Origin of the sequence: Haloarcula rubripromontorii, assembly GCF_001280425.1 — an archaeon.
Taxonomy (GTDB): Archaea; Halobacteriota; Halobacteria; order Halobacteriales; family Haloarculaceae; genus Haloarcula; species Haloarcula rubripromontorii.
Genome location: NZ_LIUF01000004.1, coordinates 145,442 through 169,962, shown reverse-complemented (window position 1 = coordinate 169,962; position 24,521 = coordinate 145,442). Strand labels below are relative to the sequence as shown.

Annotated in this window: 30 protein-coding genes; 11 read left to right on the top strand and 19 right to left on the bottom strand. The window is 62.7% G+C overall.

Features of this window, described 5'->3' with window-relative positions; translation table 11 throughout:
• Window positions 1-68 precede the first annotated feature (68 nt).
• From AMS69_RS13235 to AMS69_RS13225, 3 genes are read right to left on the bottom strand one after another with little or no spacing between them, the layout of a single operon-like run.
• Window positions 69-605, bottom strand: coding sequence for a Tfx family DNA-binding protein (locus AMS69_RS13235; protein WP_077067801.1), 537 nt, complete (start codon window positions 603-605; stop codon window positions 69-71).
• 55 nt (window positions 606-660) lie between these two features.
• Window positions 661-1,032: a hypothetical protein gene (locus AMS69_RS13230; protein WP_053968543.1), complete on the bottom strand. Its 372-nt coding sequence runs from the start codon at window positions 1,030-1,032 to the stop codon at window positions 661-663.
• Window position 1,033: 1 nt separating this feature from the next.
• Window positions 1,034-2,560, bottom strand: coding sequence for an aldehyde dehydrogenase family protein (locus AMS69_RS13225; RefSeq protein ID WP_053968542.1), 1,527 nt, complete (start codon window positions 2,558-2,560; stop codon window positions 1,034-1,036).
• A 477-nt stretch (window positions 2,561-3,037) separates the two neighbouring features.
• On the opposite strand from AMS69_RS13225, the gene AMS69_RS13220 reads away from it, so the two are divergent.
• Window positions 3,038-3,280: a hypothetical protein gene (locus tag AMS69_RS13220; RefSeq protein WP_053968541.1), complete on the top strand. Its 243-nt coding sequence runs from the start codon at window positions 3,038-3,040 to the stop codon at window positions 3,278-3,280.
• Window positions 3,281-3,299: 19 nt separating this feature from the next.
• Here AMS69_RS13220 and AMS69_RS20890 read toward each other — a convergent pair whose 3' ends face one another.
• The 3 genes from AMS69_RS20890 to AMS69_RS13210 all read right to left on the bottom strand — a co-directional run bounded on the left by AMS69_RS20890 (window position 3,300) and on the right by AMS69_RS13210 (window position 5,031).
• Window positions 3,300-3,638, bottom strand: coding sequence for a hypothetical protein (locus tag AMS69_RS20890; protein WP_238378426.1), 339 nt, complete (start codon window positions 3,636-3,638; stop codon window positions 3,300-3,302).
• Between the two features lie 38 nt (window positions 3,639-3,676).
• On the bottom strand, window positions 3,677-3,826 hold the full coding sequence (locus AMS69_RS20885) for a hypothetical protein (RefSeq protein WP_238378424.1): 150 nt from the start codon (window positions 3,824-3,826) through the stop codon (window positions 3,677-3,679).
• Between the two features lie 374 nt (window positions 3,827-4,200).
• The gene (locus AMS69_RS13210; RefSeq protein WP_053968540.1) at window positions 4,201-5,031 is read right to left on the bottom strand and encodes a 2,3,4,5-tetrahydropyridine-2,6-dicarboxylate N-succinyltransferase; all 831 of its coding nucleotides are present in this window, start codon (window positions 5,029-5,031) and stop codon (window positions 4,201-4,203) included.
• Between the two features lie 179 nt (window positions 5,032-5,210).
• On the opposite strand from AMS69_RS13210, the gene AMS69_RS13205 reads away from it, so the two are divergent.
• Complete coding sequence (locus AMS69_RS13205; RefSeq protein ID WP_053968539.1) at window positions 5,211-8,432, top strand: glycoside hydrolase family 97 catalytic domain-containing protein; 3,222 nt, start codon at window positions 5,211-5,213, stop codon at window positions 8,430-8,432.
• A gap of 363 nt (window positions 8,433-8,795) precedes the next feature.
• Here the strand turns inward: AMS69_RS13205 and dapB are convergent, their stop codons facing one another.
• The 3 genes from dapB to AMS69_RS13190 form a co-directional block, all read right to left on the bottom strand.
• Window positions 8,796-9,545: a 4-hydroxy-tetrahydrodipicolinate reductase gene (dapB, locus tag AMS69_RS13200; protein WP_053968538.1), complete on the bottom strand. Its 750-nt coding sequence runs from the start codon at window positions 9,543-9,545 to the stop codon at window positions 8,796-8,798.
• Entirely contained in the window at window positions 9,542-10,462 is a 921-nt protein-coding gene (dapA, locus tag AMS69_RS13195; protein WP_053968537.1) for a 4-hydroxy-tetrahydrodipicolinate synthase, read from the bottom strand. Before dapA ends, dapB begins: the two co-directional genes overlap by 4 nt.
• A 388-nt stretch (window positions 10,463-10,850) precedes the next feature.
• Window positions 10,851-11,141 (bottom strand): hypothetical protein, encoded by a 291-nt coding sequence (locus AMS69_RS13190; RefSeq protein ID WP_238378415.1) that lies wholly within the window; start codon window positions 11,139-11,141, stop codon window positions 10,851-10,853.
• Window positions 11,142-11,331: 190 nt separating this feature from the next.
• On the opposite strand from AMS69_RS13190, the gene AMS69_RS13185 reads away from it, so the two are divergent.
• Window positions 11,332-11,829, top strand: coding sequence for a LabA-like NYN domain-containing protein (locus AMS69_RS13185; protein ID WP_053968536.1), 498 nt, complete (start codon window positions 11,332-11,334; stop codon window positions 11,827-11,829).
• A 137-nt stretch (window positions 11,830-11,966) separates the two neighbouring features.
• Here AMS69_RS13185 and AMS69_RS13180 read toward each other — a convergent pair whose 3' ends face one another.
• The gene (locus tag AMS69_RS13180; protein WP_053968535.1) at window positions 11,967-12,149 is read right to left on the bottom strand and encodes a hypothetical protein; all 183 of its coding nucleotides are present in this window, start codon (window positions 12,147-12,149) and stop codon (window positions 11,967-11,969) included.
• A 588-nt stretch (window positions 12,150-12,737) separates the two neighbouring features.
• Here AMS69_RS13180 and AMS69_RS13175 point away from each other — a divergent pair.
• Window positions 12,738-13,205 carry a PUA domain-containing protein gene (locus tag AMS69_RS13175; protein WP_053968534.1) on the top strand — a complete coding sequence of 156 codons (468 nt, stop codon included), beginning with the start codon at window positions 12,738-12,740 and terminating at the stop codon, window positions 13,203-13,205.
• 117 nt (window positions 13,206-13,322) lie between these two features.
• Window positions 13,323-13,808 (top strand): hypothetical protein, encoded by a 486-nt coding sequence (locus AMS69_RS13170; protein ID WP_053968533.1) that lies wholly within the window; start codon window positions 13,323-13,325, stop codon window positions 13,806-13,808.
• Here AMS69_RS13170 and AMS69_RS13165 read toward each other — a convergent pair whose 3' ends face one another.
• Complete coding sequence (locus AMS69_RS13165; protein WP_053968532.1) at window positions 13,809-14,759, bottom strand: AEC family transporter; 951 nt, start codon at window positions 14,757-14,759, stop codon at window positions 13,809-13,811. It abuts the gene before it with no gap.
• Between the two features lie 146 nt (window positions 14,760-14,905).
• Here AMS69_RS13165 and AMS69_RS13160 point away from each other — a divergent pair, with 146 nt between their 5' ends.
• The 4 genes from AMS69_RS13160 (at window position 14,906) to AMS69_RS13145 (ending at window position 16,688) form a co-directional block, all read left to right on the top strand.
• Window positions 14,906-15,295, top strand: a complete 390-nt coding sequence (locus tag AMS69_RS13160; RefSeq protein WP_053968531.1) for a nascent polypeptide-associated complex protein — start codon at window positions 14,906-14,908, stop codon at window positions 15,293-15,295.
• A gap of 1 nt (window position 15,296) precedes the next feature.
• Window positions 15,297-16,019: a methyltransferase domain-containing protein gene (locus AMS69_RS13155; RefSeq protein ID WP_053968530.1), complete on the top strand. Its 723-nt coding sequence runs from the start codon at window positions 15,297-15,299 to the stop codon at window positions 16,017-16,019.
• Between the two features lie 76 nt (window positions 16,020-16,095).
• Window positions 16,096-16,305 carry a hypothetical protein gene (locus AMS69_RS13150; protein WP_004962941.1) on the top strand — a complete coding sequence of 70 codons (210 nt, stop codon included), beginning with the start codon at window positions 16,096-16,098 and terminating at the stop codon, window positions 16,303-16,305.
• 2 nt (window positions 16,306-16,307) lie between these two features.
• Window positions 16,308-16,688, top strand: a complete 381-nt coding sequence (locus tag AMS69_RS13145; protein ID WP_053968529.1) for a hypothetical protein — start codon at window positions 16,308-16,310, stop codon at window positions 16,686-16,688.
• Here the strand turns inward: AMS69_RS13145 and AMS69_RS13140 are convergent.
• From AMS69_RS13140 to AMS69_RS13130, 3 genes are all read right to left on the bottom strand, one after another.
• On the bottom strand, window positions 16,669-17,280 hold the full coding sequence (locus tag AMS69_RS13140) for a hypothetical protein (protein WP_053968528.1): 612 nt from the start codon (window positions 17,278-17,280) through the stop codon (window positions 16,669-16,671). The two genes, AMS69_RS13145 and AMS69_RS13140, sit on opposite strands and share 20 nt — an antisense overlap.
• A gap of 9 nt (window positions 17,281-17,289) precedes the next feature.
• The gene (locus AMS69_RS13135; protein WP_005535365.1) at window positions 17,290-17,616 is read right to left on the bottom strand and encodes a transcription factor S; all 327 of its coding nucleotides are present in this window, start codon (window positions 17,614-17,616) and stop codon (window positions 17,290-17,292) included.
• 118 nt (window positions 17,617-17,734) lie between these two features.
• Entirely contained in the window at window positions 17,735-18,814 is a 1,080-nt protein-coding gene (locus tag AMS69_RS13130; protein WP_053968527.1) for a DUF7139 domain-containing protein, read from the bottom strand.
• 134 nt (window positions 18,815-18,948) lie between these two features.
• Between AMS69_RS13130 and AMS69_RS13125 the strand changes: the two genes are divergently transcribed.
• Both AMS69_RS13125 and AMS69_RS13120 read left to right on the top strand, forming a co-directional pair.
• Window positions 18,949-19,236, top strand: a complete 288-nt coding sequence (locus AMS69_RS13125) for a DUF5789 family protein (RefSeq protein ID WP_053968526.1) — start codon at window positions 18,949-18,951, stop codon at window positions 19,234-19,236.
• Between the two features lie 159 nt (window positions 19,237-19,395).
• The gene (locus AMS69_RS13120) at window positions 19,396-19,596 is read left to right on the top strand and encodes a hypothetical protein (protein WP_053968525.1); all 201 of its coding nucleotides are present in this window, start codon (window positions 19,396-19,398) and stop codon (window positions 19,594-19,596) included.
• 93 nt (window positions 19,597-19,689) lie between these two features.
• Here the strand turns inward: AMS69_RS13120 and AMS69_RS20670 are convergent, their stop codons facing one another.
• From AMS69_RS20670 to AMS69_RS13105, 5 genes are all read right to left on the bottom strand, one after another.
• On the bottom strand, window positions 19,690-19,854 hold the full coding sequence (locus AMS69_RS20670) for a hypothetical protein (RefSeq protein ID WP_004516662.1): 165 nt from the start codon (window positions 19,852-19,854) through the stop codon (window positions 19,690-19,692).
• An 89-nt stretch (window positions 19,855-19,943) separates the two neighbouring features.
• Complete coding sequence (locus tag AMS69_RS20665) at window positions 19,944-20,108, bottom strand: hypothetical protein (RefSeq protein ID WP_004516661.1); 165 nt, start codon at window positions 20,106-20,108, stop codon at window positions 19,944-19,946.
• Between the two features lie 75 nt (window positions 20,109-20,183).
• Window positions 20,184-20,954 (bottom strand): creatininase family protein, encoded by a 771-nt coding sequence (locus AMS69_RS13115; protein ID WP_004516660.1) that lies wholly within the window; start codon window positions 20,952-20,954, stop codon window positions 20,184-20,186.
• Window positions 20,955-21,034: 80 nt separating this feature from the next.
• Complete coding sequence (locus tag AMS69_RS13110) at window positions 21,035-22,744, bottom strand: glycoside hydrolase family 13 protein (protein ID WP_053968524.1); 1,710 nt, start codon at window positions 22,742-22,744, stop codon at window positions 21,035-21,037.
• Window positions 22,745-22,755: 11 nt separating this feature from the next.
• Complete coding sequence (locus AMS69_RS13105; RefSeq protein WP_053968523.1) at window positions 22,756-24,465, bottom strand: glycoside hydrolase family 13 protein; 1,710 nt, start codon at window positions 24,463-24,465, stop codon at window positions 22,756-22,758.
• Between the last annotated feature and the right edge of the window lie 56 nt (window positions 24,466-24,521).

Genomic DNA, 24,521 nt, shown 5'->3' with positions numbered 1-24,521 from the left:
GCTAACAAGGGTTCCGCTTCGATATGTGAGCCCTGCCTGCCGATTCGAGCCAGCGGTACTGTTCCCGGTCACTCCGTTCGTTCTGCCGCCCGTTCTCGAACGTGTACGACACCGTCGTTTGTCACATCAATTCGGAGTGGCACCTGCACCGTGTCCTGCTGAATCGCACCATCGACGGCGTCATCGACGAGTTGCAACAGATTCGAGGAGCCGTAATTGACTTCGACACCGGCCTCATCACAGGCGGCGTACACCGTTTGCGGAACATCGTAGATGTCGGTCCCGACTGCAATGTCGACACGAACTGGTGCAGTCAGGGTGTTCGCAAAGGCGACTGTCTGGCGTGCCTTCTCGACGTTCTCTCTCGCATTCCGCTCTATGCTCGAAATATTCGCGCGTGACGTGCCGAGTAACTCCCCGATATCGCTCTGACGGACATCGTTTTCCCGGAGCGCAAGGACCTCCGCTTGCCGGCGCGTTAGCACGCTCTCGTCTGTATCAAAGCCGACAGCAGCGAGCAGTTCGTCCGGGTCGATTCGCTCATCCATAGCCACAGGTCGGCAGCCGGAGTGAAAATAACGTTGTTGCCAGCCGCGAGCCAGCATCCCTGATTGTACTAGGGTGGACCGACCCTGAGAGACAGGCTGCTCACTGGTGAGTTCACTGTTCGGTAACGGACACAGTGCTTGGCGACTGCCAGCGGGTCACGTTGCCGCTTGGGTGGCGTGCCATGACAATCGACTCGGCGTCGTGTGACCGGGCGAACCGCTTTAGGATGGCCGTTTCGGTGAAGTCATCCGGGGCATCGATGTACACGCGTCTGGTCAGCCCATCGGTGTGCAGTGACACCCATCCGGCCAGCGCCAGTTCGGTTTTGGGGTCTCGTGTCCCCGCAGCCGCGTCGGGCACCACTGCCCGGAACAGCCGCTCGTGCATCCCTGACGGGACGGCGTATTCCGTCCCGTCGGGGGCGATGGACACGTTGGCGGCTTCAATCTGTCCGGGAGAGACTTGCTGGAACGGGACGCTCACATCAATCGAGTGAAATATTCACCGTCTTCGTCTGCGTGTAATGTTCGATTGTTTCCTCGCCGATCTCTCGACCGATTCCCGACTGCTTGTATCCGCCGAACGGCTGGCCTGCCGGGAAGTCGTTGTAGGTGTTAACCCAGATGTTCCCCGCTTCGATGTCTTTTGCACACTGGTGGGCCTTCGAGAGGTCTTCTGTGAGGACTCCTGCTGCGAGACCGTAGTCGACATCGTTGGCCAGTTCCATCATCTCATCGTACTCGCTCCAGCTGAACACTTCCTGGACCGGGCCGAAGATTTCTTCCTGAACCGGTTTGCTGTCGTGGTCAATCTCGTCAATGAGTGTCGGCGCGACGAAGCATCCATCGGAAAGGGCTTCGTCATCCGGCTGACTCCCTCCGGTGACGAAAGCGGCTCCTTCCTGTTCTGCCTCCTCTATGTAGCCCAGCGTCCGCTCGACCTGCTCCGCGGTCACTTTCGGGCCGAGGTCTGTCGCCTCCAGCAGTGGGTCATCGACAGTTAGGTCCTCGGCTGCAGCCGCAAGCTCATTCAGGAACTCGTCTTTGATGTCTTCATGGACGAACAACCGTGACCCGGCACAGCAGCACTCACCAGTATTAAAGAAGATTGCCGTAATCGTCGTCTGGACAGCCTGTTCCAGGTCCGCATCGGGGAACACAATGAGCGGACTCTTTCCGCCCAGCTCCAGCGTCACGTCGGTTATGGTTTCGGCGGCGCTTTGCATCACTTCACTCCCAATTTCTGTCGATCCAGTGAACGCTAGTTTCCGGATGTCAGGATGTTTCGAGAGCGGCTCCCCCGCCTCCGGACCGAACCCGGTGACGACGTTAACGACGCCGTCAGGAATCACATCTTCCGTAATTTCCATCAGTTTGAGAATACTCAGCGGCGTCTCCTCGGCAGGCTTCAGTACGACGGTGTTACCAGCCGACAGCGCCGGGGCGAGCTTCCAGGCCGCCATCAGCAGCGGGAAGTTCCACGGGATTATCTGTCCAACAACCCCATACGGCTCCCGGAGTGTCTGGACGTGCCGGCTGTCGTCAGTTTCGATGGTCCGTCCCTCGCCCGACCGAGCGAGACCTGCGAAATACCGGAAGTGGTCGATAACGAGGTCAATATCGATCCGAGCCTCGCTAATCGGTTTCCCGTTATCTAAACTTTCGAGCTTCGCGAACTCCTCGCTGCGCTCCGCAATGGCATCTGCGATACTGTCCAGCATTGCCTGGCGTGCGCCTGTCGACATCTCGCTATACGTCTCGTCGTATGCGTCCCATGCGGCCGCAACCGCACTGTCAATGTCCTCCGCAGTGCCGGCTTGTACTTCCGCAAGCGTTTCACCGGTTGTCGGGTCTATGGTTTCGAATGTCTCCCCGGCGCTGCTCTGGACCCATTCCCCACCGATGTACAGTTCCCGCCGATCCGGCAGCACCTCGTTTGCCGCCTGTGTGTGACGCTTCTTTATCGCTGACTTCCGCTCGGTGACGCTCTGTTGCTTGCTGTCACTAGACATATCTACGACAAATCTTTCATGCCACCAACACTTAAGGTTTCAGGGTAATGTAGCCAGTAGAGATTACAAAAATCAAAATATCGGGCAGATAGAAACTATTTTAGGTTACACCCTTCCCAATACAGTCCTAAAATACGGTCGACATGTCGTCTGTGAGACCGCTGGAGAGCATCGTCAGAAACTGCTGCCGATCTATCACTACCTTAGATAGCGACACAGAAATACTCGCTTCAGTCCAGCCTCAGAGGCCGATGTCCACGTTTTGAGGCCGGTACTCTGCGCACTCACTTCTCCCTGAGTGCGTTTTCTGGCTCCATTGTTTTCGGTGTCTCCTCTCCATCAGCGATGACAACGCCGCGTCGCGGACAGACCGCTCGGTCTGGACGCGTGCGGCTCGATTCACACTGTTCGGGTGGCGTTCTCGCTGCCTGATATCATCAGCACACATTTATAATATTACTAACACAATCAAATCGCATGCCTTCCAGACTCCCCAGCGACGACCTCCGGGTCGCTACGCTCGCGCTTGTCGTCGGCCTCGTCGGCTTCGCTCTCCACGGCGTGATTCCAGTCCTTGGCAGCCTGCTTGAACTGGTTGCGTTCCTGCTCGGCCTCGGTGTACTGGCGCTCACACTCCGAGAGTCCTACCGGAGTCGGAAGAAGGCTCTAGGCGGCCGGCAGACAACACTCGACGAGAGCGCCGACATGCCAGCGGCGTGAGAGCGACTGGCGACGCCCATCATGCCTCGCTCGTCACGCTGTCGGGAGCTTTGCGGCCCCTAGCCGCGGCGTAGGTCCAGCCGAGGAGCAGGCCGTACACGAGGTGGGCGACGCCCACCGACGCCACGACGAGGAAGCTCCCGAGCATGCCCGGCAGCGGGACCAGCGGCTCCGGGAACGATTGTACCTCCAGCGCGCTCATCGAGACCGGGAGCAAGAAGCCCGTCGAGAGCAGTCCGATCGCGGCCGCGAAGCCCACGCCAGCCGCGACGCTCTCCCCGACAGACTCGATCTGGCTGTGAAACACTGGCCGGGAGACGATGACCGCAAACACCAGCCCGGCGACGGCGCTGTTCACCAGGTGGACGACCCACCCGCCGACGACTGTCGGCCACCCTACAGCGCTCCGACGAACGGCATGAGGTTCGCCCCCGCGTGGAAGACGACGCCCATGCCGATACCGGCGACCAGCCCGCTCGCGGCCCCGGCGACCCACCTGAACCGTATCAGGTTCCCGAGGCGAGTATCGGTGTGTTGCTGACTCATGTGCAATAGTGTGTTGAGTGGTACCAAATAACAGGCGATAGTACAGCCCGTGGCCTTACAGGTCTGCTGGGGTCAGTTTCCCGTACGAATCAGGTTCAAGGGCTGTCGGCGGGGCTCGGTTTCGCGCTCCGCTCACGACGTTCGCCGTTCCGTCGAGGCCCGCTCACTACGGTCGCGCCTCTCGCTACTCGCGGGTCACTCCGTTCCCCGCTCGCTATCGAGGGTCTTCGCTGCGCTCAGACCCTCGCTACTCCACGGCTCACGACGTTTGCCGTTCCGTCGAGGCCCGCTCACCACGGTCGCGCCTGTCACTGCTCGCGGGTCACTCCGCTCCCCGCTCGCTATCGAGGGTCTTCGCTGCGCTCAGACCCTCGCTACTCCCGAAGCGCGTCTTCCCGCTCCGTCGCTTCCAGCGTCTCCTCTTCCACATCAGTCGCCACGACGGCGGGCTTGTACGCCCCGCCGGGGATGAGGTCGTTCTCGCCGACGGAGGAGTCGACGAAGCGCTGGAAGGCGCGGCGCTCCGGCGGGAGTTCGCCGTACAGCACTTCGTCTTCGACGAGGTCGTAGACGGGAATCCGCGGGGTCAGGAGCGTGTTCTCGCCGACAATCGAGCCCTCGCCGACGACAAAGCCGCTGGTGACGCGACAGCCAGCGCCCAGCGAGACCTCGTCCTCGACGATGACCGGCGCGTTCTCGACCGGTTCGAGGACGCCGCCGATGAGCGTGTTCGCCCCGAGCTTGACGTTCTCGCCGATCTGCGCGCAGGAGCCGACGGTGTCACAGGAGTCGACGAGCGTGCCGTCGCCGACGTAGGCCCCGATGTTGACGAAGGAGGGCGACATCATGATGCAGTCCTCGCCGAGGTACGCGCCCCGGCGGATGGTCGTGCCGTCCGGCGTGTTGCGGGTCCCGCGCTCGCCGAGGTCGCTCGTCTGGCGCAGCGGCAGTACGTCGTGGTAGTCGACGCCGCCGTACTCGCGGGCCACCGTCTCGCGGAGGCCGAAGTTCAGCAGAATTCCCTGTTTGACCCAGGCGTTTGCGTCCCACTCGCCGCCTGCCTTCTCCGCGGCGCGGACCTCGCCGGCTTCCAGCGCCGCGAGGAACTCGTCGAGTACGGCGAGGTGGTCGTCCGTCGCGTCGGTCGCTGACAGGCCGTCCTGTTTCCGTTGCCAGAGGTCGTCGATATCGGCTTTGAGGCTCATGAGAGTCACTATTTCTCGGATGGTATTACTTGTCGGGGTTTCGAATTGGGGCGACCGCTTTTGCGTAGTCACTACGGAGAGCGGAAAATAGTTTGTGCGATGATGTAATCGCCGGACCACACGACTGTCAGCTGATATAAAGAAAAGTTTATTAAGATTATTGTAAATTTACAACACGGATGACTGACGACGATTGGCACGATCGTTCGGTGAATCGGCGTGACTTCCTCAGCGGCCTCTCAGGGCTGGTGGCAGCCGCAGCGTACTCCAAGGAGGTCCCCGATGCGGTGGCAGCACAGGTAACTGCCGGTGACAGCTCCGATACCCAGCAGGTGACATCTCCGGATGGCACCATTGCAGTCACTGTCGATGTCTCCTCGGGCGTCCCGCAGTACGAGGTTGCGTTCGGCGGGACGACCTACATCGCTCCGTCGCCGATCGGGTTCGAGTTCGCGGATCAGGCGGCCTTTGGCACAGCCGTCAGCGGGTCCGGACCGGACATCACTGTCACGGGAAGCGAGAGCGGAACCACCACAGAGACGTGGGAGCCGGAATGGGGTGATTTCGCGACAGTCTCCGAGGAGTACAGCTATCTCCGGGTCGGCCTCGAAGAAACGGTGAGTCCCGGCCGGTCAGCGAACATCGAAGTGCGCGTGTTCAACGACGGCCTCGGCTTCCGCGTCGCGTTCGACGACGACTTCGGCGATTTCACCATCAGCAGCGAGACGACGGAGTTCAACTTCAGCGGCGATTACACCGCGTGGTGGATTGAGAACGAGTACGTCAATCCCCGCTTCGAACAGGAGTACACCGAGAGCTCGCTCAGCGACATTCCGGCCGGGAATAAGACGATTCGTCCCAACGACAACGTCGTTCGCGCCGGTGCACACACCCCGCTGACGATGGCGGCCGGCGACGGCACGTATCTCAGCGTTCACGAGTCGAACCTCGACGACTACGCGTCGATGGCACTCGCTGCCCAGTCCGACAGCGGGAGTAGGGAGATGGCCGTCGACCTGGCGCCGCTCCCGGACGGAAACAAGGTGGCGGCGTCGGCACCGCACGTCACGCCCTGGCGGACTGTCCAGATCGGGACCTCGCCCGGTGATCTCGTCGAATCACAGCTGGTGCCACTGCTCGCTGACCCGCTGGATGAGAGTGCGTTCCCGACGAATTCCGATGGTTCCGCCGACACCAGTTGGCTGGAAAGCGGCCGGAAGTACACCGGTATCTGGTGGACGATGATCGCGGGCAGCGCGAACTGGGAGTACAAGAGCGACAGCGAGATCGAGAGCAACGGCAACAACCCCGCCGAGTACGTCCACGGAGCGCGGACCGAGCGGATGAAGCGGTACATGAAATTCGCCGCCGAGCACAGTATCGACAGTGTGCTCGCCGAAGGATGGAATCAGGGCTGGGACACCTACCCCGGGGACGGCACTGGGTTAGAGATGGCCGTCGACGAATCCTATCCGGATTTCGACGTTCAGGCGGTCACCGACTACGGTGCAAGCCGCTCGAACCCCGTCAAGATGACGATGCACAACGAGACGGCCGGAAACATCGTCACCTACGAGGACGAAATCAACACCGACAACATCTTTTCCGGCTACGAGAACGCCGGTATTCGGTCTATCAAGAACGGCTACGTCTCGGACCCCGGACTGGGCTTTGACGGCGACGGCTCGACCCCCTCGCACAACCAACACTGTCAGATTTCGGTCAACCACCATCGATTCGTCATCCAGCAGGCCGCCGCGAACCGGCAGATGCTGGAGATTCACGAGGGTCTCAAGCCAACGGGAGAAATCCGGACGTACCCGAACGTCGCGGCCCGCGAAGTGGTCAAGGCCCAGGAGTACGACGGCTTCGACTCGCTGGGCGCGAACGTCGGCCGCGACCACCACGTCCTTCTTCCGTTCACCCGGATGCTTGCCGGGCCGACGAGCTACCAGCCCGGCATCTTCGACATCACGTTCAACGACAGCGAAGGCGACCAGATCCAGACTACGCGCGCCAAACAGCTCGCGATGTACCCGAACTATCTGGGCGGTATCCAGATGGCTGCCGACCGTATGGAGGCCTATATCGACGAGTCGTTCGGCGTCGGTGAGTTCATCCAGGCCCAGTCAGGCACACTGAACGGCATGATTACTGCCGACCGCTGGCGCAACGCCTTCGGCGCGCACTACGTTCCGGTCGACCCGAACCGCGAGCCAGAGGGCGCGGCGGTGCGTTTCACTGTGACGGATGTCCCCAGTAGCGGGACGTACGACCTCCACTTGCGCTATGCCGCCGACCAGGAAGACAATTCGACAGCGGTCCAGAACAACGGGAGTCCCGAAGCAACTCTCGTCGTCAACGGTACGGAGCAGACGCTTGCGCCGTCGTTCACCACGTACTGGGATACGTGGGACATCCACACTGTTTCGGTCCAACTCGACGCGGGCACGAACAGGCTCGCTATCACACTCGGGCCGAACGACGTCGGCGGCTTCAACCTCAACACCGTCGGCGTCACCGAGCAGGGTGCCGGCGCACCGTTCCCGGCCGCCTACACCGACTTCACCGACAGCGTCGCCGCCGCCGAGAACTACGACACCGAACCGGAGTTCGACTACATCGAGGCCGTCCCCGTGAGCTGGGACGAGACGGTCGCTGTCGACGGCCAGATCGGGGACTACGCTGTCACGGCCAAGCGAAGCGGTAGCGAGTGGTATCTCGGCGCGATGACCGACGGAACCGCCCGCGACGTGACCGTCTCACTCGATTTCCTGTCGAGTCAGACTGACGGCTGGACCGTCACCGAGTACGCCGACGCTGCCGAGGCTGGCGTTGACAACAACCCGACAGCGGTCGTCATCAGCGACTACGACGTGACCGCAGGTGACAGCGTGACCCTCTCGATGGGCGCAAGCGGCGGGACCGCGATGCGAATCGTCCCGTCCGACGGCAGTGACACGAACGACATCGTCTCCGGTGAAGCGTACGTCCTCCGGAACGAGAACAGCGGGAAAGCGCTGGATGTCGAGTTCGCTTCGACCAGTGACGGCACGAACGTCCACCAGTACGAGTACAGCGGCGGCGAGAACCAGCAGTGGGTCGTCACTGACCTCGGCACCGGCTACTACAAACTGGAAGCCGTCCACAGCGGGAAGGCGCTGGACGTCGAGGCGGCTGCGACCGGCGATGGCGCGAACGTCCATCAGTACGAGTACAGCGGCGGCGAGAATCAGCAGTGGGCCATCAGGGAGAACGCCGACGGCACCTACCGACTCCTGGCACGCCACAGCGGAAAGGCGCTGGATGTCGAGGCAGGCGCAACGACTGACGGCGCGAACGTTCAGCAGTACAGCTACGTCGGAGGCGACAACCAGAAGTGGACGTTCGAACAGCTGTAACCCTCGTATCGCCGTCCGTCGACACGTAATCGTCCTGTTCGCAGTTCTGTTTCGATGCGGTCGACCGCGAACAGTGCAACCGAACCGGTTCGCGGTCAGATACCAGTGCCCCGGCGGCAGCTACTACCGCTTCAGTCGGCCCCGTGGCCGGGAATGTAGCCACACTCTGGGCACATACTGATTCGCGGGGCCGTTACTTCGAACGAGGTTGCACATCGTGGACAGTCAGACGCGGGGAGTCGAACGGATTGGTTCGTAGCCATACGAGGCTGTCGCACAGACCAACGTATAAGGCTACTTCTAATATTTATCGCAGTGTACTAGTCCATATAATTGGATATGTACGCCGCAGCGCCGACCGTGTTACGCGTCTACAACATCGCCAAACTCGTACCAGCCCGCGTCACGGCCGACGAGCCACGTTGCCGCATCGAGTGCGCCGGCGGCGAACACACCGCGGTCCTCGGCCCGATGCGAGAGTGAGAGGACTTCGTCGTTGCCGGCCAGCACGAGTTCGTGCTCTCCGCGAATGTCGCCAGCCCGGCGGGCGAACACACCGATCTCGTCGTCTTCACGCGGGGCGTGGCCTTCCCGACCGTACACCGGCTCCACGTCGCGCTCGTCCTGAATCACGTCGAGGATGCTGCTGGCAGTTCCCGACGGCGCGTCGACTTTACGGTTGTGGTGGGTCTCCATGAGTTCGAGGTCGTAGTCATCGAGCGTGCCGACTGCCTCGCTGACGAGGCGCTGGAGGACCTGAATCCCCTGCGAGAAATTCGTGGCCTTCAGCAGCGGGATCTCCTCGCTTGCGTCTTGCAGGCGAGTCAGCCCGTCCTCGTCGAAACCGGTGGTCCCGACGACCATCGGGACGCCCGCCTCGACGCAGGCCTCGGCGACGGTCAGCGCGCCCTCGGGGACGGCGAAGTCGACGACAACGTCCACGTCGTACTCCTGCAGCGCCTCGACAGCCTCGGCCGGGTGGACGACCGGGACGCCGTCGACTGCGTCCACGTCGCTCGTCGCGAAGCCGACCACGACCTCGCTGTCGGTGGCGGCCTCGATGACGGCCCCGCCCATCTGGCCGGTGACGCCGTTGACCGCCACCCGCGTCATCGCTCGGCCTCCGCGTACTCGTCTTCGAGGTCCTCGGTTTCCAGCGTCGCCAGCACGTCGCGCAGGTGGTCGAGGTGTTCGTCCGAGAGTCGGGTCAGCGGCGAGCGGAGGTACGCCGGGCCGTACCCGCGGATTCGCATGGCCTCCTTGACCGGGATGGGGTTGGTTTCGACGAACATCGCGCGGAACAGCGGGCCGAGTTCGTGGTGAATCTGGCGGGCGCGCTCGAAGTCGCCGGACAGTGCCGCACCGACCATGGCACAGGTGCGCTCCGGTTCGATGTTGGCCGAGACGGAGATACAGCCGGTCCCGCCGACCGACAGCATCGGCAGCGTCATCCCGTCGTCGCCGGACAGCACTGCGAAGTCCTCGTCCCGGGTGCGCTCGATGATCTCTGAGATCTGGTTCATGTCGCCGCTCGCGGCCTTGTACGCCCGGATGTTCGGGTGCGAAGCGAGCTCGACCGCCGTTTCGGGTTCGATGTTCTGGCCCGTCCGTGAAGGGACGTTGTACACTATCTGTGGCAGGTCGACGGCGTCAGCCAGCGTCGTGTAGTGGTCGATGAACCCCTGCTGTTCGGGCTTGTTGTAGTACGGCGAGATGAGCAACAGGGCGTCAGCGCCGGCGTCGGCGGAGCGCCGGGAGAGCTCCAGTGCTTCCTTGGTGTTGTTCGACCCTGAGCCGGCGATAACCGGCACGTCGTCGACAGCGTCGATGACCGCCTCGACGACCTCGATGTGTTCGTCGTGTGAGAGCGTCGCCGACTCGCCGGTCGAGCCGACGGGAACGAGGCCGTCGACGCCAGCGGATTCGAGCCGCTGAGCGTCCTGTCTGAGTGTTTCGAAGTCAATACTGCCGTCCTGGTGAAACGGCGTGCACATCGCCGGGAACACGCCGCGGAAGTCGATAGCTGTCATTGCTGTGTGTCCAGTGTCGCTGTGGGTTCGGTTGTCCGGTCGGAAACGGTGCGATGGCCGGCAGAGACGGCCGGCTGTTGGTTGTCAAACGACCCGACCCGAGACGGAGTCGCCACGTCCGCCACGAGTCACTAAAACGTTGGCTTGCGCTTTGCGCGGACGACGCCCTCACCGGGGAGCCACGAGGCGGTTCCGGACTGAAGGCGTTGTCGCATGGTCGAGTAACTGCGTGTGACCGACTTAGCTTTTGTGTTCTCGCTGCCGCCGTTCACGGGGTAACTGAAGTGCTATCGAGGCTTGACGGAGCGACTACAGCTTAGTCATCTGACTGCTGCCTGCAACAACCAGTCATTCGGGATACACATTACTGAAACCCGATTACTCGCGCTCAGCCCCAGATTAGTTCTGGAACAGAGACGAGGAGAATCACGAAGAGGACGAGGGTACCGAGGCCGAGGATTCGCAGCACTCCTGCTGCACGTCGTCGGTCCGGAGGCAGGAACTCAGCGAAGCCAGAGAGTCCGAACGCGATGCCTAAAAAGAGCATGTTGTGAGGGCCATCGAGTACAAGCCCGAAATACACCCACCCAAGGATGCAGATGAACGAGAAGAGTAAGAAGAGGAAGCCCTTCTGCCGCCCATCTGGCTCACGAAATACCAGCCGTTGAATTGTCACCATACGTACTGACAGACGGTTGACCAAATAAACCGTTCGGCTGCACTACCGAATATCAAGTCCCTGTATTGATACATCCGGGCCACGAATATAAGTGCCTGATCTACAACAACTGGTTAGTTGGGGCATAATTGCGCCGCTGTTTCACGTTTGTATCCCGAAAGCATATTCGAGCCGATAGCCAATACCTGATATGACAGTTTCCCAGCCAGGACAGCGCGTGGCCGTACTGGCCGACGCGCAAAACCTCTACCACACTGCCCGGAGTCTTTACTCGCGGAACATCGACTACGAGGCACTACTGGAAGAGGCCGTTGACGGCCGCGAACTGACTCGTGCTATCGCCTACGTCATCCGGGCAGACTCGCCCGAAGAAGAGACCTTTTTCGAAGCGCTCGTCGACATTGGCTTCGAGACGCGCATCAAAGACATCAAAACATTTCAGGACGGGTCGAAGAAGGCAGACTGGGATGTCGGAATGAGCCTCGACGCGGTCTCGTTGGCGAACCACGTCGATACGGTAGTGCTCTGTACCGGTGACGGTGACTTCGCCCGTGTCTGTCGGTATCTCCGCCACGAAGGCTGTCGCGTCGAAGCAATGGGCTTCGAGGAGTCGTCCTCCGAAGACCTCAAAGCGGCCGTTGATGGGTTTATCGACATGAGCGCCGATTCAGACAGGTTCCTGTTATAAACCAGCGTGTGGGCGGCCGCTGTGTCCTCTGCTGGTTCACTCACGAGCGACAGGCCCTCCCGCCGCTTCCTGCGGCTCGACGGACACACAGCTGCGGTGTTTGGGTTGTTATCGATTGAAAAAGGCTTTTTCGGCGGTTAGACCGGGCGACCGTCTTCTGACGTTCCAACGAGGAGGGCACCGGCGGCCAGTCCCAGTGCAGCAAGCGCTCCGGCGGCGGCCGGGATGCCGATGTCGATCGCCCCTGTACCAAGGATGAGCACAGTGCTGATCACCAGCAGTGCAGCACCCAGCATTACTTTTCGCGTGTCGGTAGCCATATCATCCGTTTCTAAGAAGTCATCCGGTATAAATTTCCCCAAAACCGACGGAGAAAAGTATGTTACAAGACAGCAATGCACATCTTTTTCTTGAGCGACCGCCGCCGCGCTGGCCCGGGAGCATGGTATTTTCGGCCCACCTTCATAACTGAAGCAGCAAACACATCCCCACGTAGTGCCCTCGACCAGTTGGGTCACAGAGACGGCACGTTGCCACGCGCTGAGGATAGTCGGGACACCTCGCGGCTGCTCGTCACGGGCCAGGCGCGAGACGGAGACCCACTGCAGTTCCAGGCATCGTAGTCGGTCCTCCGACCACGGATTGGATACAGAGGCACGCGCCCCGTGTACTCGGGCCGGGGCGACTGACGGAGCGAACCAATGGCATTCCGGTTCGGGTCCGTCACCCATCGGGCTGGACCGTTGATTCGGAACGGATCGGGGGGAGTGGCATTCTCATCGCCACACGATTTGGCCGGCCGTGGTCCGGGCAGCCACGGTCGGACACACATCTCATTTCGGACTGCGCCGGACAGTGGGACGGACAGAACCGAAAGGCGGTTTATGACCCGGCATCGAACACGGGCAATGAGTGACGATGAGTTCCGCGGGCTCCGGCGTGCGGCCGACTACCAGTTCGGCGGTGGCGGCGGAATGGCGCTGTTCGCAGGCCCTGATGCCCTTGACGTAACACACACAAGCTCCGGCCGTCCGCGACAGGTCCATGCCACGGATGGTCGCATCGCCACGTACGGCGCCGACGGGCGCTTTCGGCTCGGGCTTGCCGGCGGGAACCGGCTTCTCGATGCGTTCGACGCCCCGCGACACCGCGTGGTCGTCGGCGACGAGAGCGAGCCGTTCATCCGCGAGGGCCGCAACGCCTTCGCGAAGTTCGTCCAGTCCGCCGACAGCGAACTCCGCCCGGGCGACGAAGCCCTCGTCGTCCACGAGGACGGCTATCTGCTCGCCGTCGGCCGCGCGGAACTGCCCGGCAGCGGTATGGACGACTTCGAGACGGGCATGGCCGTGAAGGTCCGACAGGGCGCTGAGGACTGAGACGGAGTCCGTAGCGCCTCCCGGTACGTGCCGACCTTGGAGTTGGCATCCTCTGGCTCTACTCGACACCACCTCGTATGACAGAAAGCATTTGCTGCTCCCGTCGTGACGAGCGATATGCGCCGCCGCACGCTCCTCGCCGCGCTCGCGCTCTCCCCAGTCGCCGGCTGTATTGCGCCCGGTGACGACACGACGACGAACGGCCCGGCGCCATCGACAGCCACAGCGACGCCAGCAGAACAGTCGACAGCACTGGCGACTGGAACGTCACAGGACTCACCGACACCGACAGTAACGCCCGCCCCCGACGACCCGATCCTGTTTGTCGTCGACAACGACACGGACAGTGAGCAGACTGTTACGCTCACTATCACGAGAGACGAAACGACTGTACTTGACGAGACAGCGACGCTGGCCGCCGACGAATCGGTCGAGTACGACCCGATGATCGGCACGACCGGTGCATACACGATCACCGTCGCGGTTGCTGGCGGTCCCAGCCGGACTATCGAACGGACTATCGGCCGGTTTGCGCTCAGCAGCGGCTCGAACCACTTCGTCGACATCACTGCTGACGAGATCAGGATATACTGGGAGGAGTAGTCACAGCACCAGTCCGGACTGCAGCAGCCACACCAGCAGCGTGACTGTCACCGCGCTGGTGACGGTCGTCAGGAACACCGTCGCGCTGACGAATTCACCCGGCGAACGGTCCGTACTCTGGTGACTGAACGCACCGACGAGGATGATGGTCGTCACGCCGGTCGGCGTCGCCAACAGCAGCACGACTACCCGCGCGACCGTCTGATTCTGGAATCCGACGGCAAGTACTGCGGCGAACGCGAGCACCGGAGCCAACAGGAGCTTCATCGCGCTGGCGATACTGACCGACCGGAAATCGCTGTCGCCGTCGACGTTCGATAGCTGAATCCCGAGGATGAGCAACATCACCGGAATCGAGGCGTTGCCCAGCAGTTCCAGCGTCTGCATCGCCGTCGACTCCGTCGGCGGCACCGCGCCGACCCATCGGAGTGCAAGCGCAACGACAACAGCGTAGATGAGCGGCACACCGAACACGCGACGCATATCCGCCAGCGGGCTGCCGCCGCTGCCCCGCGCAGCGATGTAAATGCCGACGGTGTAGAGCAACACGCCCTGCAACGCGGTCACGAGAACGGCCGTACTGCGCCCTGTCGCACCGAAGGCGAAATCTGCCAGGGGAATGCCGTAGTTCCCGGTGTTGGGGAAGATAGAGACAAGGACGAACGCACCCAGAAGCGGTTCCGAGTGGCCGGTCAGGCGGCCGACGCCCTCCGCGAGGAGGAGCATCGCGGTGGTAAACAGCACGACGGCGAGGACGACGCTCAGGATCGTGTTGCCGGCCAGCGAGGACGTGGCCAGACTGTGGACCACCAGCGCCGGCGCGAGGACGTACACCGTGATGGTGTTGAGCGCGTCGGGGTCAGTGCCTTTCAGCCGGCCGAGCGCGAAGCCGGCCCCAGCGACGGCGACGACCGGGAGGATCGCTGTGGCGAAGATAGACAGCAGTGACACGGCGGGAGTGCACGGGCGAGCCTTAGAACCGTTACGAAGCCGTAGGCGCGTGCCGGTTTTGTCCGGTCAGCAGGCCTGTCCCGCGACGAACACCTGTCCGGGTCCGGGTCGCTACGCTTTTCTGCCCTGCCCCGCCAGTCCTACGTATGTTTGGCGGAGGCGGCGGGATGAACCCGCGCAAGATGAAACAGATGATGGAACAGATGGGCATCGACATGGAGGACATCGATGCGCAGGAAGTGATTATCCGCACGCCGGACGAGGAACTCGTCTTCGACGACGCGGAGGTCCAGCTCATGGAAGCTCAGGGCCAGAAAACGTATCAGGTCGTCGGCGAGCCCGAAAGCCGGGAACTCGGCTCCGGTGAGGAGTCGGCGGCGGCCGACGACGCCGACGAAACCGCCAGCGACTCCGGCGTCGACGAGGACGACGTCGAACTCGTTGCGATGCGAGCCGGCGTCGACGAAGACACCGCGCGAGAGGCCCTCGAGGCCAACGACGGCGACCTCGCGGACGCGGTCGACGAACTGGAGTAACGTGGCGTACCTCTTCGTCCACGAAGACCGCGAGTACCTGCTGGACCCCGGCGAGCGGTTCGAATCCGACCTCGGTATTTTAGAGGTGCCCGAGGACGTGGAACCGGGCGACGTCGTTGAGACCCATCTGGGGACTGGCTTCACCGTCCGCCGACTGCGCGGCCCGGACCTGTTCACCCACCTCGAACGCACCGGCGCGCCGATGATGCCCCGCGACGTTGGGCTGGTCGTCGGCAAGACCGGCGTGGCAGCGGCAGATCGCGTCCTCGATGCCGGGACCGGGACCGGCATCCTCAGCGCATACATGGGCCGCATTGGCGCTGACGTGGTTACCTATGAGCAGGACCCCGAGTTCGCAGAGGTCGCGCGCCAGAACATGGAGATCGCTGGCGTCGCGGACACCGTTGAGGTCCGGACCGGCGACATCACCGATGACCTCGATGACCTCTCGGGCTTTGACGTGCTGACGCTTGATACCGAGGACGCACCGACTGTGGTCGAGCGAACGCCCACGCTGCTGGAACGGGGCGGGTCGCTGGCGGTGTACTCCCCGTTCGTGGAGAACACGCGCGAGGTTGTGGCAACAGCCACTGAGGTCGGCCTCGACGGCGTCGAGACGCTTGACACCATCCAGCGGGAGATGGACTTCGACGACCGCGGCTCCCGACCGTCGACCGGCGGTGTCGGCCACACCGGCTATCTGACGTTCGCGCGGCGTCCTTGACTGCACCTGTCAGTTCTGCCGAACCCCTGTTGTTGGGGTCGACTTTAAACATGTATGAGTACGTATGGGATACTGCATGAGCGAATCAGAGACGCCGATGGAGACGACAACCTGGCCAGACCTCGCAATCGGGCTCTACGACCGCCTGACTGGTCGTAATGCCGAAATAACGTACGACTTCGACGACATGGAAGTCGATGTCCCGAGCAAGGCCGGCGAAGATGCCGAGCACGCTCGCTGGCGGGTTGACGGCACGCTGACCATCACGACACGCGATAACGACTGACAGTGGCCACGACGACGAAGGCGGTCGGCGATCTGTTCGACCTGATCGAGCGAAAGCCGGACCTCCTCGTCGACGCCGACTTGACCGTCGAGCGGGACGGAGTCGCGTTCACCGTCCGGGGATACGACGACCTCGTCGCCGTCGACCTGCCGTCGTTCGGAGCGGCGTTTGCCCTCTGGCGGGACCGGATGGTCGGAGGACCGGACGCCGCCGCGGCGCTGGCTGCTGCCGGACTGACGGCCGAAATCCGCGTTCGCGGCGCGCCCGTCGCCCGCCTCGGTACGGACGCCGTACCGAGTTCGCTCGCGAAGCGACTCGGTCTCGGGCCGATCCAACTGTTCCTCGACGGCGCGCTCCTGGCGGTTACGCCACGGCGCGGATGAGGGTAAGCAGTTCGGCCCGGTAGTCCGATGGCGACCGCCGGAGTGGTTCCGGCGGGTTTTCCACGTTCAACAGTGTCGCCAGCGATCGGTCGGGGTATGCGCCGGCGGCGATGCGAAACCCGTCGCCGTGCCAGACGCCGACCCAGCCAGTAATCGACAGTGTCGCATCGACCGGTTCGAGGTCGAGTTCAGCACTGTAGGTCCGGAGCCGCGCCCGGTCGCCGCTGTCGACGCGGACGCGCTCTCTTCGTCCGCGCTCGACCGATTTGAACCCCCTGTCAGCCAGTTCGTTGGCGAAGGCCGACTGGGCCTCAGAACGGACCGTCGGGAGAATCATCGCCGGGCCGATACCCGGCGCAAGCGGCGGCGTGAACGACAGCGCGGTCGCGAAGAAGAACCGCCACTGGTGGTCGAGCCCGATTGCATCCCGAACGGCCTCGCGCGTCTCGGCAGCGTCGTACACCTTCGTCGCCCCTTCGACGCGAGCCGTCGGTAGCTGAAAGACCGTTTCGACGCTCTCGTCGACGAGCTCCCAGCCGCCGTCGCGTAACTGGGCGGCGGGCACATCCGGGAACGCGGGGTCAGTGGGCACGGGCTTGCCTCAGTGGTCGTCCTCTCGCCACTTGTGTTCGCACTCGGTGCAGGTGAAAAAGCGTGTCTCGGACTCGTCGGCCGCGCGTATCTGCTTCATCTCGTAGAACGCTCGCTCGTTGCCACACTCCGGACAGCGGGCACCCGTCGTCGGCCCCATGTCTTCGGCATCGACCTCGGAGGTGTCGACGACTTCCGACTCCTCCTGGCCCTGCGTGGTGACGGCCATTTCCTGTTCGGTCTCGGCGTTTCGCGCCTTCTCGTAGCCGCAGCTACCGCAGACCCAGCGCTCGTCGTCCGTTTTCATCATCGAACCGCATTCGTCGCAAAACTCCATTGTAGTACCATCGTTTGCTTGCCGGCCGTGTTAAATACCCGGTTTCGACCGGACCACTCTGTCTCTCCGTGTCGTCGGAGACTCTGAGGCGAACAGCAAAATCGGACCGGCGACCGTCTCAGTCGTTGCGGACCCACGCCGAGCAGGGTTCCATGTCATCCATGACTTCACCGTGGAACGAACAGTACGGCTCGATGTCGCCGTCCTGCATCACGTACTCGAAGTGCCGGCAGTTCCCGCAGTAGGTGTCCGGTTCGCCCTGATGGACCGCCGTCTCGGTAATCGTGTCGTGCCCTGTCGTCGCCGTGCCGCCGTCGGTCGACGGCGAGGCTTCCGGGCCGGCCTCAGCTATTCTCGGATCGAGCGCGTTCTCAGAGGGGCCACTCTGGTCCCTTCGACGCGACGCGGTGTTCGAGCGAGCGTTTGCCTGACGGCCCGACTGTCGCTCCGTCGCTGTACCGCCGTCCGACTGTCCTGTGGACCGCCTGCTGCGGTCCGACTCCGTGTCGCCCGTCGGTTGGCGATGGCGGCTATTGGCCGTGTGCGTGTTACCCGAGTGCTGTCCGGTCCCGCCGTCGCTGACAGCGCCCTCGCCGCTCGCTCCCGGCCGGTTCGTCTGCGTCTCGACTGTGCCGTCCGGGTCCTGCCCGAAAAACCCGATGCCGCCAAGCCCCGGGAGCGTTCGGGCTTCCTCGACGAGGCGAATCGTCCCTTCCTCGGTCACTTCCATCCGTGCCGTCCCACCGGGGTCGTTTCGCGTCTTGAACGTCGCAAGCGCCGCGAACAGACTCCAGAACGTCGTCACGATACCAGCGAAGTAGACAACGCCGGTGAGTAGTGCCAGCAGCGGGTCGCTGCTGGTCCAGCTGTAGGGATACAGCGACTGGAACAGCCAGACGCCGACCGCAGCGACGCCTGTCCCGCCAAGAGCAGTCAGCCGGATTCGTCGACTGGCCGGCAACACTGCGAACACGCCGAGGATAACCGACGGGAGCCCGAGACCGGCGATGATGCCGGCGATTTGTCTAGCTGCGTAGGCGTCCAGCCCGTATCTGTTGCCGACGGCGGTCGTTGCGAGTGCGATTGCCCCGACGAGTCCGGCAACACCAACGAGAAACAGGGCTGTCCCGACGAGTTGCTGGCGGCGCGACGCGACGCGCCCTACCTCCCCTTCGTACACGTCGGTGAGACTAGTCATGCAGTACACTACTGCTACATCCGATAAAACTACCCGTCAGACAGATGCATGACGCGGGCACGCGCGTACGCACCCCCAACGGACACGCGAGCCGTTCCGAAAGCACTAATCGGACCCACGGGCACTGTTCGGGTATGAGCGACGACGAAAGCGAGGACGCGGAGGAGCCGGCTGTCGAACTCGGCGACGGACCAGACGTTGCCGGTGCGCCACTGGCCCGTGTCTCGGCCCGGCTCACCTGGGGCATCGAACACAGCACCATCGTCGACCGCGAGGGCGACACGGCGATCCGGACGCCGGACGGCCCGCAGGAGCTCGCAACGGTACTCGAAGATGTCGACGTGCCGTATTTCGCCGACCGCCAGGAGTTCGAGAACGCGGTCCGAGATGTCATCGGGACTGGCCCTGTCCCGACCGAGTAAGCTGGATCGCGAATCTCTGTCTGGCCAGGCATGTCCACACTAGCTGGTCAGGCAGCGGCCCGGCTGACCACGTGACCAGTGTGTACCCCCTGTCCACGAGGCAATCCGCTACCGTGTTTGAACCACAGGGTTTGATACCGTTTGTTGTGGAGACAGCGTATGTTCCGTAGGAGGGGGCTGTCTTGGAAAGAGGGAGCCGCATTCGCTATCTGGGGACTCGGGGTCATCATCGTTCTCCGGACCCTGTACGATGTATTCGGCGTGGCGGGGCGCGAATTAGCTATCGTGGCCGTTGTCCTGTTCTTTGGCTCGTTCTACGGCGTGTTCATGCCAGTCTGGCGGCGGTTCTCAGCGGAGTGACACAGGAGGAAACGCCTCTACAGACACAACGGCGTCACCGTTTCGACGCAGTGCGACTGGCTGTTATGTCACAGCACAACAGCTTGCTACCTGTTACCGCATATTTTCGAGCGCACACACCGTGTCGGAGATAATCCATTCCGTCTCACAGTCGGCGTGCTCGATACTGAGCGCGTTGAAGGTCTCTCGTCCGTCATCGACCGTTATTTCGAACGCTCGGCTACGAAGCGACTCCGAATGGGGACTCGGTGGGGACACACATTGCCCTCATAGGGAGGGACCGATAAACGAGTCGATTCGCGTCGAGAGGGCCGTAACGCGCCGATTGGCCGCCGTCTGGCGATTGGTTACGAATCGCCTGAGTCGCCCATCTCGGCTTTGCCGCGGCGCTTGCCGAACAGGTACGCGGCCACGATGAGTGCGAGGGGAACGACGAGGAACAGCCCCATCATGATGAGGAGGATGACCAGTTCGACAGCTCCGGGCATACCGGGAAACAGGAGAGGGACCATACGCCCCGTACATCCGGCTGTCGCAAAAATCCACCTGCAACGTGAGCGCCGCCGGTCGCTCCTGTGGTAGCAGGCTCAGACGTGTGGCTCAGGCAGCAGGTCGTCGAACGCTTGCGAGTCCAGCCACTCACAGAGCCTGACGAGCTGTTCGGTTGCGGCTTCGAACATCTCCGCGCCCTTTTCGGCCGTGGCGTCGGTCTGGTCGCCCAGCACGCCATTGGCGGTGTTGTCGGCGGCGTCGTAGAAGGTTCGCGAGCCGTACTTCTTTGTCTCCGCCGCCTCGACGCTCGGAATCCCGCCGTCCCGCGCGTCTTCGAGGCGGTCGTCGTGAACCAGTTCGGAGCGCAGGTGTTGAATCATGGCCGTTTCTTTCGGGCCGCCGTGTGGTCCGTTCTGTTCGAACAGGTCGTCTACGAGGTCCGGGATGCTCTCGTCCCACATCCACTCGATTGCGTACAGGACTTCGTCGTCCCGGAGCCGACGGCCGACCTCTCGCAGGTGTTCGACGTTCCCGCCGTGGGCGTTCACGTAGATGACCCGGTCGATGCCGTGGTAGGCCAGATTCCGGGTGAACGACTCGACGTAGTCGCGAAACACCGGCGCGTCGACCCACATCGTCCCGTTGAACTGTCTATGATGTGGGCTCACGCCGACGTTGATCGTCGGAGTACAGAGATAGCCCGTCCTGTCGGCGGCTTCTCTGGCGAAGGCCTCCCCGATGAGGTGGTCCGTCGCCAGCGGGAGATGCGGCCCGTGTTGTTCAGTCGACCCCAGCGGCACGAGCGCGAGCGACTCCGTCTCGAAATAGTCGCCGAGGTCCGGCCAGGTCTCGTCGGCAAGGTACATACCACTGCTGGTGACGGATGCGTCTTGAATCTGTGCCTCGCGACGACCGTTGCGGTGGGAGTGCGCCGGGGCGACGGTGTTCAGTCGAATAGCTCGTAGACGCGAGCCTCGTACGGCGCAAGCGTCACCGTTTCCGGATCCGCGTCGTCGCGGTCGTAATTGCCCGCAAGCAGCGTCGCATCGGCAAACTCGACCGGGAGCGAAACCGTTTGCCTCCCGTCATCGAAGTGTAGGACGACCAGAACCCGCTCGGTTCCCGCGTCCGTCGACAGCGACCGCGTGAACGCGAAGACGGTTTCGTGGTCGGGAAGTAAGTCGGTGTAGTCTCCGTACACCAGCACGTCCCTGTCGGAGCGCAACTGGATGAGTCGCCGGTAGTAGTTGTAGACGGAGTCCACATCCGTTCGCTGGGCAGCGGCGTTGATATCCCTGTAATTCGGATTGACCTTTATCCAGGGGTCGCCGTCGGTGAAGCCGGCGTTCCGGGAGTCGTCCCACTGCATCGGCGTCCGGGCGTTGTCGCGGGTCCGGTAGCCGACCACGTCTTTCACGTCCTCGTAGTCCTCGACATCGTTTCGCTCGAGTAGTTCCCGCGCGTGGTTGATGGCGTCCACGTCTCGGAGGTCGTCCATCGTCTCCCAGTCGGCGTTGGTCATCCCGAGTTCTTGCCCCTGGTAGATGTAGGGCGTGCCACGGAGCGTAAGGACGAACGTCCCGAGCAGCGTCGCGGATTCCCGGCGGTAGTTCTCGGGGTCGCCGTAGCGGGAGACGCTCCGCGGCTGGTCGTGGTTCTCCCAGTACAGCGTGTTCCAGCCGTCCTCGGCCAGCCCGTCCTGCCAGCGGTCGACGATGGTTTTCAGCTCCGGCAGGCTCCAGTCGCCGACCGACCACCGCTCGCCGTCGTCGTAGTCGAGTTTCGTGTGCTGGAAGTGAAACGCCATGTCCAGCGGGCCGTCTGTACCAGCGTACTCCCGAGCCGATTCGACGGTGAGCTGTGGCATCTCGCCGACGGTCATCACGTCGTAGTTCGACAGCACTGACTCGTCTAGTGCCGTCAGATACGACGACAGCTCCGGCCCGTTGATGAAATGCTCGGAGCCGATCCATTCGCTGTCCGGGTCGCCGTCGGGCAGGCCCTCGACTTTCGACAGGAGGTTGATGACGTCCATCCGGAAGCCGTCGATGCCCTTCTCCAGCCACCACTCGATAGTGTCGAAGACATCCTGTCGAACGGCGTCGGTACGCCAGTTCAGGTCCGGCTGTGAGGTGTCGTACAGGTGGAGGTAGTACTCGCCGCGCTCCGCGTCGAACTCCCAGGCGGAGCCCCCGAAAAAGGACTCCCAGTTGTTCGGCGGCACGGGCTCGCCGTCCGCGTCAGTGCCGCCCTCACGCCAGATGTAGTAGTCCTCGTACTCCGGGTCGCGCTGTCGGGACTTCTGGAACCACTCGTGTTGGTCCGACGTGTGATTGACAACGAGGTCCATGACGAGCCGCATATCACGGTCGTGGACTTCCGCGAGCAGCGCTTCCCAGTCGGCCATCGTTCCGAACTCATCGTAGATAGTCTGATAATCGCTGATGTCGTAGCCGTTGTCTTCCTGTGGAGAGTCATAGACCGGGTTGAGCCAGATGACGTCGACGCCGAGGTCGGCGACGTGGTCCAGTCGGTCGATAATGCCTTGCAGGTCGCCGACGCCGTCGCCGTCGCTATCGCTAAAACTGCGTGGGTAAATCTGATAGACGACTGCTTCTTTCCACCATTCGCGGTCCAGTTCACCGTCGGAAAGCATCTGCGATGACATCATTGTTGTTCTGAAAGTTCGTAGAGGCGCGCTTCGTACGGCTGCAGTTCCAGGTCCGTGCCGTCGTGGCTGCCGGATTCGGCCGCCGCGTCCAGTTCGTTCCCGAACAGCGGTGTTGCCTCGGCTTCGACCGGGACCGAGATGCGCGTGGCCGTCGGTGAGACGTTCAAAACGACCAGCACGTCGTCGATATCGGCCGCCGGGTCGTCGAGCGTGCGCCGATAGGCGTACACCGTCTCGTGGTCGGGCAGTAATAGTTCGTAGTCGCCGTACACGAGTACGTCTAGATCGCTCCGCAGGTCGATGAGGTCCCTGTAGTACGAGAGAATCCCGTCCTCGCGTGCTTCGGCCGCAGCGACGTTCACCTCCTCGTAGTTCGGATTGACCTTTATCCAGGGGTCGCCGTCGGTGAAGCCGGCGTTCCGGGAGTCGTCCCACTGCATCGGCGTCCGGGCGTTGTCCCGCGAGCGGAACTCGACAACGTCGCGTGCCTCGTCGTAGCTGTCGATATCGCCCGACTCAAGGGCGAGTTCGACGCGGTTGGACGCGTCTGCGTCCCGGATCTCCTCGACCGATTCCCATGGGCAGTTCGTCATCCCGATCTCGTCGCCCTGGAACAGGAACGGCGTTCCCTGATGCGTGAGCAGGAACGTCGCCAGCAGCGTGGCCGACTCCTCGCGGTACGCCCCGTCGTCGCCGAAGCGGGAGACGATTCGGGGCTGGTCGTGGTTGCCCAGGTAGACGGTGTTCCAGCCGTCGAGTTCGGTCTGCCACTCGGCCATCACCGACTTCAGCTCGGGCAGCGACCAGTCTTCGATAGTCCACCACCCTTCCTGTTGGTCGAGGAGCATGTGCTCGAAGTGAAACACCATGTCCAGCGGGCCGTCGGCGCTGACGTAGTCGCCGGCGGTGTCGACGTCGATGTCGACGCACTCACCGACCGTCATCGAGTCGTAGTTGTCGAACGTCTCGGCGGCCATCTCTTCGAGGAACTCCTGTGTCCGAGGGCCGTTAGCGAACTGCTCGATGCCGACCCACCCCTCGTCCGGGTCGCCGTCGGGCAGGCCCTCCGGCTTGGAGATCAGGTTGATAACGTCCATCCGGAAGCCGTCGATGCCCTTCGCCAGCCACCACTCTATCATCTCGTAGACATCTGAGCGGACGTCGGGGTTCTCCCAGTTCAGGTCGGGCTGGCGTTCGTGAAACAGGTGGAGGTACTGAGCCTCGACCTGTTCGTCGTAGGTCCAGGCCGATCCGCCGAAGCCGGTGGTCCAGTTGTTCGGGGGCACGGGGTCGACGTCCGCGTCGGTGCCGCCCTCGCGCCAGATGTAGTAGTCGCGGTAGCCCTCCTCGTCCCGGCGCGAGCGCTGGAACCACTCGTGGTCGTCGGAGGTGTGGTTGACGACGAGGTCCATGACGAGCCGCATGTCCCGGGCGTGAATTTCGTCCAGCAGTTCCTCCCAGTCTTCCAGCGTGCCGTACGCCTCGTGGATGGCCCGGTAGTCACTGATGTCGTAGCCGTTGTCGACCTGTGGCGACTGGTACACGGGGTTGAGCCAGATGACGTCGACGCCGAGGTCGGCGACGTAATCCAGGCGCTCGATGACGCCCTGCAGGTCGCCGACGCCGTCGCCGTCGCTGTCGTTGAAGCTCTGTGGATAAATCTGGTAGACGACCGCTTCCTTCCACCAGGCGCGCGCTGCGGTCATACACAGGGGTAGCCTGAGCCGTTCCTTAAACCCACGGATTCATACAACACCTGTTG